The organism is Nocardioides sp. REDSEA-S30_B4, assembly GCF_001627265.1.
Taxonomy (GTDB): domain Bacteria; phylum Actinomycetota; class Actinomycetes; order Propionibacteriales; family Nocardioidaceae; genus Nocardioides.
Genome location: NZ_LUPI01000023.1, coordinates 1 through 12,149 on the forward strand (window position 1 = coordinate 1; position 12,149 = coordinate 12,149).

Consider the following 12,149-nt stretch of genomic DNA (forward strand, 5'->3'; position numbering starts at 1 on the left):
CCCCGCCGGTCGAGGAGGTCGCGCAGCGACCGTCTCGAGACCCCAGCACCACGAGAGGACCCTCATGGCCATCAGCGACGTCGCCGAGTACATGCACCTGACCGACGAGCAGGTCGAGGAGCTCGGCCGCGAGCTCGACAAGATCCGCGAGGAGGTGGAGGCCTCCCGGGGCGCCGACGACGCGGCGTACATCAACAAGATGATCAAGGTGCAGCGCGGCCTGGCCACCGCCGGCCGCCTCACCCTCATGCTCACTCCGCACTCGAGGAAGACCCGCATCCCCGGTGCGGTCGCCGGCGCCGCCCTGCTCGGCGTGGCCAAGATCCTGGAGAACATGGAGATCGGCCACAACGTCATGCACGGCCAGTGGGACTGGATGAACGACCCCGAGATCCACTCCTCCAACTGGGAGTGGGACACCGCCCAGCCGGCCGAGCAGTGGAAGCACTCCCACAACTACATCCACCACCAGTTCACCAACGTGCTGGGCTACGACAACGACATCGGCTACGGCATCCTGCGGATGGCGCGCGAGCAGAAGTGGAACCCCGCCAACCTCGGGCAGCCGGTCTACAACGCGTTGCTCGCCACGCTGTTCCAGTGGGGCGTGGCGCTGCACGACCTCGACGTCGAGCGCATCCGCAAGCGGGAGAAGGACCCGCAGGAGATGAAGCGGCAGCTGCGCCAGATCCTGCGCAAGGGCCGCAACCAGATCCTCAAGGACTACATCGTGTACCCCGCGCTGTCGGGGCCGCAGTGGCGCACCACGATCACCGCGAACGCGACCGCCAACCTCACCCGCAACCTGTGGGCCTACACGATCATCTTCTGCGGGCACTTCCCCGACGGGGCGATGCACTTCACCGAGGAGGAGATCGAGGACGAGACCCGTGCCGAGTGGTACCTCCGGCAGATCCTCGGTGCCGCCAACTTCGAGGGCGGCCCGCTGCTGCACATCCTCTCCGGCAACCTCGGCTTCCAGATCGAGCACCACCTCTTCCCCGACCTGCCGAGCAACCGGTACGCCGACATCTCGGTGCGCGTCAAAGAGCTCTGCGCCCAGTACGACATCCCCTACACGATCGGCCCGCTGCACAAGCAGTACGGCCAGGCGCTGCGCACGATCATGAAGCTGTCGCTGCCCAACCGGTTCACCACCTCCAACAAGCCGCCCCAGCCCCCGACCCGCCCCGACTCCGTCGAGGCGCCCCCGGTGGACAAGGGGCGCAAGTCCGACGCCGAGCGGCCGCCGCGACGCAGCGAGCTGGGCGGCTGGTCGCGCCAGCAGCGGGCGTCCTGACCGGCGTCCCGACAGGGAGGGAGCAGACATGCTGCGTGGTCTGAGCCGTGCCGTGGACCCGGTCTCCGCGCCGTTCGCGTGGGAGGCCGGGGTCGACGGTCGACGCGAGCTGGTCGGCGCCCGCGTGACCCAGTGCGCCCTGTCCCGCATCTGCGGGGCTTGCGCGGAGTCGCTCGGGCGCCCGATCGCGTTCGTCGGGGACGACCTGGAGGTGGCCCGCAACGCCTTCCACGCCCCGCCGCTGCACGAGTCGTGCGCCGAGGGCCTGGCCGAGACCGAGCCGTCGTGGCGGGTCGTCCGCACCGCCGCCTTCGAGTTCGTGCGCCCCACCAAGGACGACCTCGACCGACGCCCGACCTTCCAGCCCAGCGCCCTGGTCTAGGTCCGCCGAGAGGTCGCTCGCGCACGGCCGAGAGGTCGCTCGCGCACGGCCGAGAGGTCGCTCGCGCACGGCTGGCAGGGGACAGGTCGTCCGACGTGCGTCAGTGACGTTTCGAGCGTGCGTGAGTGACGTCTCGGCTAGAACCCCGTGCGGCAGTACCTCCGCCGAGAGCGAGACCCCGGGGGAGTCCTCGGTCCGCTCCACGCGGGCCTGCCCCTTCTCGGTCGTGACCCGCCAGCGGCCGGCGGTGTGCCCGAGGGAGTCCTCGACCTCGAGCACCACGGTGCCGTCCTCGCGCCACGGGCGCGCCTCCAGAGCGACGGGCAGGTCGAGGATGCGCACCCACAGCATGTCGACGACCTGCTTGGTCGTCACCGTGCGCGGGTCGACCACGGCGTGGTCCAGCGGGTCGTCGTGCAGCACGCGCGCGCGGACCACCGAGATCAGGTCCACGTCGGCCAGGAACTGCCACAGCCGGAGGTAGGCGGTGGGGGTCAGCGCGACCAGGTCGTGGACGTCGATGCGGTGCTGGTCGTGGGAGTCGCCCTCCTTGACGCGGTAGTGGCAGTACCCGTCGGGACGACCGTCCGCGTCGAGGTGCAGCACGGTCGTGAGCACCCGGTCCGGACCGCCGGACTCCCAGTTGAACGAGCCGTTGTAGACCTGCTCGTAGAACGCCGGACGCGCGACCTCGCCCCGGGTGCGGGCCAGGTGCGCGGCGTACACCTCGCGTGTCAGCGGGTAGGCGTCCTTCGGCTCGACCATCTGCAGGGAGCCGGGCTCGGCGGTGGCGTCGTGACGCAGCCGGAACCGGCCGGGCCGCACGTCGACCTCGGCCGAGCGGTAGCGGGTGGCCGGGCCGAATCCGAAGCGGCCGTAGATCGATCCCTCCGACACCGTCAGGGCAGCCACGGGCACGCCTGCTGCGGCGGCGTCGGCCAGGTCCTCGCTCATCAGCTTCGTGAGCAGACCGCGACGGCGGTGCGTCGGCGCGACGGTCACGTCGGTGATCATCCGCAGCGGTAGCAGGGACGGCCCGCCGACGTTGATCTCCTGGTCCCACGAGGAGAAGGTCGCGACCGGTCGCGAGGCCCCGGCGACGGTGCTGCGCGGGCGGGCGAACCGGAACGTGACGTCGTCCTCGCGGCTGTGCGCCAGCCAGCGCTTGCGCTTCTCCTCGTCGAGGCGGCCCTCGAGGAACGCGGTGCTCCACGCGTCGCCGTAGGCGTGCAGCGCCGCGAGGGTCTCCTCGTCGGTGGCGTGGACGTCGAGGGTGCCGAAGATCAGGTCGTCGTGTCGCGGGTCGGGAGTGCTCACACCGGTCACCGTAGGTGGGTGTCGCTGTCGGGACCACGCAATAAGGTCGCGACATGGCGGCGAAGGCGGCGGAGGTCGAGGCTGGCGGCAGGTCGGTGCGGGTCAGCAGCCCCGACCGAGTGATCTACGAGGCGACCGACCGCACGCCCGACATCACCAAGCTGATGGTCGCCGAGTACGTCGCGTCGGTGGAGGACGGACTGATGCGCGCGCTGCGCGACCGGCCGACCGCCCTGGAGCGCTGGCCCTCCGGCGTACGTGAAGGGATGCGGCTCGCCACGGGTCCGCAGGACTCCAAGGCCGACGCGTTCTACCAGAAGCGGGTGCCGAAGGGAGCTCCCGACTACCTCGAGACCGCCACGGTCACGTTCCCCTCGGGCCGCACCGCCGATGAGATCTGCCCGACCGAGATCGCGGTGCCGGTGTGGTGCGCCCACATGGGCACGATCACCTTCCATCCCTGGCCGGTACGCCGCAGCGACGACCCGACCAGCCTGGACCGTCCCGACGAGCTGCGCATCGACCTCGACCCGCAGCCGGGCACCACCTTCTCCGACGCGGTCAGGGTCGCCGGCGTGGCCCGCGAGCTGCTGGAGGAGCTCGGGTTGCGCGGCTACCCGAAGACCTCGGGCAACCGGGGCGTGCACATCTACGTGCGCATCGAGCCGCGCTGGGAGTTCACCGACCTTCGGCACGCCGCCATCGGCTTCGGTCGCGCGCTCGAGCAGCGCGACGACCAGGTCACCACGGCGTGGTGGAAGGAGGAGCGGGGGGAGCGGATCTTCGTCGACTACAACCAGAACAACCGCGACCGCACCATCGCCTCCGCCTACTCCCTGCGGCCCAGGCCCGGGGCCCCGGTCAGCACCCCGCTGACCTGGTCGGGCCTGGCCGAGGTGACCGACCCCCGTGACCTCAACCTCGTGACGGTCCCCGAGCGGCTGGCCTCCGAGGGGGACCCCTGGACCACCATCGACGACGAGTCCTTCTCCCTCGAGCCGCTGCTCGAGCTCTGGGAGACGCTGCCCGGCGGGGAGCTGAACTTCCCGCCCGACTACCCCAAGATGCCGGGCGAGCCGCCGCGGGTGCAGCCCAGCAAGAAGGTCGCCGAGCACTGGGACGACGAGGGCAACCGGATCGGCTGACCCGGTGGACGGCCGGGGGGTCGCAGCGGCCGGAGAAGAAGGCGGCCGGAGAAGAAGGCGGCCCGCCGGAGCCGAGCTCCGGCGGGCCACCAGCGTTGTGTCTCGGCTCCCCCCGGAGCCACCTGGTCCATCGACGCTGACCGTGTGCCCCCCAGCCTCGCGGGGCGTCGATGATGGTCCAGGTCCGAGGCCGCCCCCCGGCGGACCTCGTGGACACGACGTTAGGCTCTGTGAGGTTGCGCGCGTCCCTCACCAGATCCACAGATCGGTAACAAACTCCTCGACGGGGTCTGTCTGCGCAGACCGGCACGGCGGCGGGCGGGAGTCGTGCCGGGGAGGCGCGCGGAGACGTCCGCGGCCACCGGTAGTGTGCGCCGCATGATGGTGTCCCACGAGCGTCGCGTGCTCTTCGTGCACGTGCAGAAGACCGGTGGGTCCACCATCGACCGGATGCTCGAGGAGGCCATCCCCGACGTCTCCTACCTCCAGGGCCTGCGCGGAGGTCGGCACGCCCGGCTCGCCCCGGCGCTCAAGGCGCACCCGGAGCTGAAGGAGTACTTCATCTTCGGCTTCGTGCGGAACCCGTGGGCGCGGATGTACTCCTGGTACGCCATGATGCGGCGCGCTGAGGTCCAGGCGGCCGAGGGCAACCAGAAGGCCGCCAAACAGCTGGCCAAGAACCGTCTGTGGAAGCGCGTGCTGCCCAACTACCCCGACTTCGAGAGCTTCGTGCTCCGCGGCCCCGACGAGCAGCGCGAGCTGCGTCGCGCCCAGATCACCTACCTGCGCGGCCAGGGTCGGCGGGCCGACTTCATCGGTCGCCAGGAGAACTTCGACGCCGACCTGCAGAAGGTCTGGGAGCGCATCGGCCTGGAGTGGCCCGGGGAGTCGCTGAAGGTCAACACCGGCCCGACCAGCGACTACCGCCAGCACTACACCGACGAGATGCGCGACAAGGTCGCCGAGGTCTTCGCCAAGGACCTGAAGCGGTTCAAGTACGAGTTCTGACGCACAGCCGCGGGTCTCGTGGCTCGTCGCTGGCGCTCCTCGCGCCTCGACCGGCGCTGCGGCTCAGAGGCCGGTCGCGCCCTCGCCGCCGCCGGCGGACTGCTCCTCGATCGACTCGTGCTCGAGCAGGTGCAGCACGGGGACCCCGAGCTTGCGCCGCGCCTGGGAGGTCCAGTCGAGGTGGAAGAACTCCGCCACGACGTGTGGGCGGGTCAGGATGATCGCCTCGCGGCCGTCGATGGCGGCGACCTCGGCGATGAGCGCGTCGATCGGCGGCTCGGTGACCACCTTGCCGGTCGCGACCGCCCCCACCTCGGCGAGGTGGGACAGCGTGCGCTGCAGCTCCTCCTCCGAGGCGTGCCGGCACTCCTCGCGCACCGAGTCCAGGTCGACCTCGGACATGGTGACCGCGGGGCTGGTGAGCAGCTCGCCGCCGGCGAGCGAGCCCATGGCCGCCTCGATCCGGGCGGCGGCGTCGTGGATCGGCAGCAGCACGTGGTAGCTCACCTGCTGCCCCTCCTCGACCAGCTCCTCGTGCAGCGAGCGGACCTGTGCCGCGTCGGCGGCCGAGAGGGCCTGCTCGACGAGGAGGACGACGGGGTAGGTCTCCATGCTCACGACGATAGTCCTGTCCAGGCCGCCGGTCAGCCGTCCGTGAGGATGTCGGCCAGGTCGTAGCGAGCGACCTCGTCGAGCTGCTCGTAGCCGCACGAGGTCGGGTCGCGGTCGGGCCGCCACCGCTTGAAGTGCGCGGTGTGCCGGAAACGCCGCCCCTCCATGTTGTCGTACTTCACCTCCAGCACCCGCTCGGGGCGCAGCGGGGTGAAGGAGAGGTCCTTGCCCTGGCTCCAGCGCGACTGGGTGCCGGGCACCCGGTCCGGGTTGGCGATCGCCCAGTCACTGCCGGAGTCGCCGGCCCACTCGCCCCAGGGGTGCTCCTCGATGGGGCAGACCAGCTCCTGCAGCTCGGCCCACAGCTCGGCGCGCCGGGCGGCGGTGAAGCTGGCCGAGACACCGACGTGCTGCAGCCGGTCGCCGTCGTAGAGACCGAGCAGCATGCTCCCGAGCAACGGCTGGTCGGGCGTGGAGGTCTTGTGCTCGCGGTAACCGCACAGCACCACGTCGGCGGTGCGCTCGTGCTTGATCTTCAGCATGGTGCGGGCGTTCTCGGAGTACGGCGCGGTCAGCGGCTTGGCGATCACGCCGTCCAGTCCGGCGCCCTCGAACTGCTCGAACCACCGTCTCGCCTCGTCCGGGTCGGTGGTGGTGCGGGTGAGGTGGCAGCGCCCGGGGGGTACGCCGGTCCACGCCTGCTCCAGGGCCGCGCGCCGCTCCGAGAACGGCCGGTCGACCCATGACTCGTCGCCGAGCGCGAGGAGGTCGAAGGCGACGTACTCGGCCGGGGTCTTCTCGCTGAGCATGGTGATCCGGGAGGCCGCGGGGTGGATGCGCTCCTGCAGCACCTCGAACTCCAGCTCGCGGCCACCGCTCTCGCGGGGCAGCGCCACGAAGACCTCGCCGTCGAGCACGCACCGGTCGGGCAGCTGGGCACGCGCGGCCTCGACGAGCTCGGGGAAGTAGCGGGTCAGCGGCTTGGTGTTGCGGCTGGTCAGCTCGACCTCGTCGCCGTCCTTGAACAGCAGGCACCGGAAGCCGTCCCACTTCGGCTCTATTTGTACGTAAGGGAGCATGGCGAGCACCTTCTTCAGTGGCACGGATTTCGCCAGCATCGGACGGATGGGCGGCATCACCGGAAGGTCCACGTCGCTCAGCCTATAGAGCCGCCATCGTGCCTGCCCCACACATTGGGGCACCGACGAATTCTGCGCTACTCACCGGCCCCCAGAGAACGACGAGTCGTTGCGGAGGCATCGCTCAAAGTGACAAACCATAGGTGGGGCGAAGCAGCCCCCGGAACTCATCACGGCACCTTTCGGTCCGGCTATTCCGAAACTCGCGGTCGCGCGCCTCAAGTTGCAGTTGTCCGTGTTCGGCGAATTGCGAGCGTCCCGGCAGAGACCGCGCAGCCGAGACTGACCTTTCGCAGAGAGCCAGGATCACTCAACGTCCATAACAACGCCCCATTGATTCTTCAGGGTCTCGGTGCTCACCGCCCAGAATCGACTCGTGCACACCGGGTTGCCCCATACGTTCGCGTTGCACGTCACAATGAAGTTCGAGTTTCCCTCGGTGACGATGCCCCGGGCGCCGAGGCTGTTATCAGCCTTCACGATGTAGATGGGAGCGCCGCTGTCGCCCGTGCCACTGGCGACGCCACCGTTGGTGTTCTTTACCACGAAGCCAGTACATCTGCGGGTGTCAGCGATCGCCCCGCAGTCGAACTCCACCCCTGTGTTGCCAATCTCGACATTCGCACAATGCTCGCCGGTCGCGGCACCACTGACGCACACGGATGTGCCTTGGGCGGGAGCTGCTGACCCGCTCACCACAGCCTCATTCGTTCCAGGCGCGTCCTGCGGTCCCCGGAAGACCTCGCCGATGGTTCCGCCGTTTGGATCGATCAGCAGAGAGTCGAAGTTCTTCTTGATCTGCGAGGTCCCGGCAGGCGCGATCATGTCGCCAGCACCATCGTTTACCCTGCTTCCGGCACCCCAGTTGCAATGGCCAGAGGTGAGAATGCGGCCCGTGCCGTCGGGCTTCACAACGGTGAAGCCGGTAGTGCACCGGTTGGAATTGGCTGCGAACAACAGACGCCCGCCCCCTGCCAAGGCGCTGAATCGTTCTGTCTGCTCGCCAGCGGCATACGTTCTTTGGCCATGCTGACGACTTCTACTGACGGTTCGACGGCAGCGTCGAGACTCCGTTCGGCGGAACTTCGCGCCGACTCGCTGTTGGTTGCCGCGTACACCACAAGACCGTCGAGCGCCTCCGTGGGCTCGATCGCAACAATGTTGAGGCTTTCGGATTCCGCGGCCCAGATGCGGTCCATGGCCTTCTTGAGCGCGTCCATGGAGTATTCGGTCAGGGCTGCGTCGACAGTCACGCCGTTCGAGTCAGTTCCGAGCTGGCTGGACACTTCGCTCGGCGGCTTCCCGTTCCAACTGATTGTGACCCTTCCCATGGCCTCATCGACGACGATCTTTCCTGCCCCGTCGAGATCCATTAGGGGGCTCAACTGCTCGGCACGCGCAACAGCCGACTGAGCCAGCGTGGCTTTTGCGTCCTTGTCAGTGGTGGGCGACGCACCATCGTCGCCTGCGTTCGCCGGCAAGCCGCTCAGTGCGAGAAGTGCTGCAACCATCGCGCCCGCGACACTAGTCGCGAGGCTCCGTCGACTTATCATATTGAGTCCGTTCGGCTTAGGCGTGCTCGGCGCGGTGGCGGCGACCATCCTGCTTATGCTCGCAGCGATCGAGAGTGCGGGTCAAGGACGCGGTCACATCCTCAGAGTGGTGCACCTTTGGTCTCGCTGAGAGGTGTCCTTGCTCAGCTCAGTCAATGACGCGGGTAGGCCGGCATCTAGCACGGATTTCGCCTGCACCCGCTGCTGTGGTTGGAGCGTTGACCGATGTGGTGGCCGCTGGCGGTGGAGTAGATGAGGCAGGTAGGAGCCCGCCGCGTGAGCGAGGTTCAGGTCTGTCACTGTCCGTGCGCACGCTAGCGGTTGCCGGATCTGGGTGGCAGGCCATCAAGATCGGCCACGCCATCTCTCTCCGCTTGATCCCTGGCGCGCGTCCCGAACGGGCCAGCAGCCCTGCTGATCGACAGCTCGAATGACGATCCGTGACGAGCCTTGCAACCACTGCCCCGATCGGTCTTGTAACACCCACCGTACGAGCGGCACGCATGCTACGAAGGTTCGTAGATCGGTCCGCCCGCCTGGGCGGGCCGAGCGTCGTTTCAGGGGACGTTGACGAACAGTGACGGGCGGTGACGAGGCCATCATGCACGGCGGAGTGAAGTTCTACCGCGGCTCGACCGCCCCTGCCCGGTCTTACCTGGAGGCTGGCCACTCTCGTGCCGATGACTACTACCTCGCTGAGGGTTCCGGCCTGGCCGAGCACCATGTCGCGACGGTCGGCGGCGACGACACGGTGAGGTTGGAGCGTCGCCCGGACCTCGACGGCGACGGCTATGAGCGCTGGGTCGCTGGCTACGACGTGACCACGGGTTGGGCGAAGGGTCGGCTGCGAGATGACGAGCATGCTCTGCGGTTCGTCGAGGTCGTCGTGAACGGGCCCAAGACATGGTCATTGGCGGCCGCCCTACATCCCGATATCGCGGAGGCGTACGACGCCGCCCAGTCCCGCGCGGCGAGCGAGATCATCGGCTGGGTCGCAGAGCATGCGACCACGCGCGTGGGTCCGCGGGGCCGGCAGGCCCAAGTTCCGGTGGAGAAGATCGAAGCCGCCGTCGTCCGGCACTACACCTCCCGTGCCGGTGACCCGCACCGCCACCTGCATCTCCAGATCAACGCCCGCGTCTTCGCCGCCGGTGCCTGGCGCGGCCTGCACTCGGTCGGGGTCAGGGACTCAATCGAGGCCATCAACGGCATCGGTCACGCCGCGATCATGTGCGACCCCGAGTTCCGGGCAGGGCTTGCGGCCCGTGGCTACAGGCTCGATGAGACCGGCGAGATCCGCGAGCTGGCCCCGTTCGCGGGGCGATTCAGCGAGCGCGCCACGCAGATCGCCCGCAACGTCGACCGCTACGAAGCCGAGTGGCGCGCCGTCCATCCGGGTCAGGAGCCCGGGCCGAAGCTGCGCCGGTCGTGGGACCGACGTGCGTGGGCCGACGCACGACCGGAAAAGGTCGTCCCTGCCTCGGGTGCTGACCTGGTGGCGCGGTGGAACGAGGAGCTGCACGACCTCGGCTTCCACGAGGCTCATCAGGCGGTCGGCGTTCGGTCGACTCCGATCGGCGCCATCGACCGCGACGTCGCGGTCGAGGTGATCTTGTCCCGGCTCGGGGCGAAGCGGTCGGCATGGAATGCCGCCGACATCCGCGGCGAGACAGAGAAGCTGATCGCTTCCGTCGGGATCGTGGCCGAGCACGCGGCGCGCACCGAGCTGGCCGAGGACATCACCAGCCGCGCTGTTGCCGCGTGCCGTCCGCTGCTGGAGCGCGACGACGGTCCCGAGCACATCCGGGCGCTCACCTCGACACAGGTGCTGGCCGTCGAGGCCGCCCTCACCCAGCGCCTCGCGATCCGTGCCGAGCAACCGGTGACGCCCGCGCGCCGCGTCCGGATCCCCGCCCGTCTGGTCGACCGGCTCGACCCCGGCCAGCGCCGTGCCGTGGCCGCATTGGCCGGGCACGCGGGCCTGCTCGTGATCGAAGGTGCCGCCGGGACCGGGAAGACCACCACCCTCGCCGCAGCCCGTGCCGCACTCGATGCCCAAGAGCGGCGGCTGGTCGTGGTCACCCCGACTCTCAAGGCAGCCGAGACCGCGCGGCAGCAGGTGGGGGCAGACGCGTTCTCCGCAGCCTGGCTGGCCCACCAACAGGGCTACCGGTGGGATGAGGACGGCCACTGGACCCACACCCCGTCCCCACGCGCGCAGATCGCCCCCGAAGCCCGACTCCTCCCGGGCGACGTCTTGCTGGTCGATGAGGCCGGGATGCTCGACCAGGACACCGCCCACGCTCTCCTCGCGATCGCCGACCACGCCGGTGCCGGCGTGGTGTTCCTCGGCGACCGGCACCAGCTCCCCGCCGTCGGCCGCGGGGGAGTGCTCGACCTCGCCACCCGCTGGGCACCCGACCAGGCCCGGCTCGAGCTCGGTGCCGTGCACCGCTTCACCGACCCCGCCTACGCCGACCTCAGCCTCCTGATGCGCACCGGAGAGCGAAGTAGTGAGGTGTTCGACCAACTCGTCGAACGAGGACAGATCGTCCTGCATCCCACCGAGGTCGAACGCACCGTCACGCTCGCAGCCGTCGAGGGACTTGTCATCGCCGACACCCGCGAACAAGTCACCGCGCTGAACGCCGCTATCCGCGACCATCACCACCGCCACATCCAGAGCAGTGAACCCAACGGCGAGCCGTCTGGTGAGCGCGGCGGTGAGCAGTCTGGTGAGGCGGTGACACGAGGTGGTGAGCGGATCGGCCTCGGTGACCGGATCGCCACCCGCCGCAACAACCGCGACCTCGGCGTCGCCAACCGCGACACCTGGACCGTCGCCGGCATCGGGGACGACGGCAGCCTCCTGGTGACCGGCCGGACCGGGGAACGACACTTGCCGGCCGACTACGTCCGCGACCACGTCGAGCTCGCCTACGCCACCACCGTCCACGGCGCCCAAGGCGACACCGTCGACCATGCCCACTTCGCCCTCGGCGACACCACCGGTGCTGCCGCTGCCTATGTCGCCATGACCCGCGGTCGCCACACCAACACCGCACATCTGGTCGCCGAGGACCTCGACACGGCCCGCACACATTGGGTCGAGGTCTTCAGTCGCGACCGCGCCGACCTCGGTCCCGCGCACGCCGCCGAGATCGCCGCCGAAGACATCGAGCGCTACGGACCCCGCGCCCCCGCGCGTGCCCCGGGACACAGCATCGCGCTGCAGGCAGGAGCCCTTCAGCAGCCACCACGACGGCGCCCTCGCCCACCCGAACCCCCGCCCGTCGGTGCTCCCGCCCGTGGCCCCGGGCACGGCATCGGGTTCTGACACCAGCGGTCGCCATCACGCTCGCGTGGTCGGTGGCCACGAGATTCCCCGGGCGTCAGGCGTCCGATCCGGGCGAGCGCAGGTTGCCTTTCAAAGCATCAGGAACCCGCACCAGCGGGCTCCGCAGACACGGCGAGGAACCACCCATGTCAACCACCGCCCAGCGTTACCGCCACCCCGAAAAGTCGGGGGACGCACCCGCCGAAACCGGAAGTCCACAATGTGGACGACTTTCGGGGGGACGCGGTCTGACCTGCGCAAACGCGACAGCCGCGGGAGCGTACCCCCTGCGTACCCCCTTGGGGGAACCCCCTCAGGGGGACGTTCGGGGGTACGCCCCGGCGTCACTCTTCGGC

The 12,149-nt window shown here is 69.3% G+C and carries 8 protein-coding genes and 1 pseudogene; 4 read left to right on the forward strand and 5 right to left on the reverse strand.

Translation table 11 applies throughout. The features are described from left to right. Window positions 1-64: 64 nt before the first annotated feature. Window positions 65-1,300 carry an acyl-CoA desaturase gene (locus A6R01_RS06195; protein ID WP_292604579.1) on the forward strand — a complete coding sequence of 412 codons (1,236 nt, stop codon included), beginning with the start codon at window positions 65-67 and terminating at the stop codon, window positions 1,298-1,300. Between the two features lie 547 nt (window positions 1,301-1,847). Here the strand turns inward: A6R01_RS06195 and A6R01_RS06200 are convergent. After that, window positions 1,848-3,008 (reverse strand): annotated as a pseudogene (locus A6R01_RS06200) (GNAT family N-acetyltransferase); the annotation flags it as partial. A 44-nt stretch (window positions 3,009-3,052) separates the two neighbouring features. Between A6R01_RS06200 and A6R01_RS06205 the strand changes: the two are divergent. Both A6R01_RS06205 and A6R01_RS06210 read left to right on the forward strand, forming a co-directional pair. Beyond that, window positions 3,053-4,144, forward strand: coding sequence for a DNA polymerase domain-containing protein (locus tag A6R01_RS06205; protein WP_292604581.1), 1,092 nt, complete (start codon window positions 3,053-3,055; stop codon window positions 4,142-4,144). 378 nt (window positions 4,145-4,522) lie between these two features. After that, complete coding sequence (locus A6R01_RS06210; protein WP_292604583.1) at window positions 4,523-5,152, forward strand: sulfotransferase family 2 domain-containing protein; 630 nt, start codon at window positions 4,523-4,525, stop codon at window positions 5,150-5,152. A gap of 63 nt (window positions 5,153-5,215) precedes the next feature. Here A6R01_RS06210 and A6R01_RS06215 read toward each other — a convergent pair whose 3' ends face one another. From A6R01_RS06215 to A6R01_RS06230, 4 genes are all read right to left on the reverse strand, one after another. Next, on the reverse strand, window positions 5,216-5,764 hold the full coding sequence (locus A6R01_RS06215; protein ID WP_292604585.1) for a hypothetical protein: 549 nt from the start codon (window positions 5,762-5,764) through the stop codon (window positions 5,216-5,218). A 32-nt stretch (window positions 5,765-5,796) separates the two neighbouring features. After that, complete coding sequence (locus tag A6R01_RS06220) at window positions 5,797-6,915, reverse strand: ATP-dependent DNA ligase (RefSeq protein WP_292604586.1); 1,119 nt, start codon at window positions 6,913-6,915, stop codon at window positions 5,797-5,799. 294 nt (window positions 6,916-7,209) lie between these two features. After that, window positions 7,210-7,728 carry a hypothetical protein gene (locus tag A6R01_RS06225; protein ID WP_292604588.1) on the reverse strand — a complete coding sequence of 173 codons (519 nt, stop codon included), beginning with the start codon at window positions 7,726-7,728 and terminating at the stop codon, window positions 7,210-7,212. Between the two features lie 83 nt (window positions 7,729-7,811). Then, on the reverse strand, window positions 7,812-8,504 hold the full coding sequence (locus tag A6R01_RS06230; protein ID WP_292604590.1) for a hypothetical protein: 693 nt from the start codon (window positions 8,502-8,504) through the stop codon (window positions 7,812-7,814). Window positions 8,505-9,057: 553 nt separating this feature from the next. On the opposite strand from A6R01_RS06230, the gene mobF reads away from it, so the two are divergent. Beyond that, complete coding sequence (gene mobF / locus A6R01_RS06235) at window positions 9,058-11,793, forward strand: MobF family relaxase (protein ID WP_292604592.1); 2,736 nt, start codon at window positions 9,058-9,060, stop codon at window positions 11,791-11,793. Window positions 11,794-12,149 lie beyond the last annotated feature (356 nt).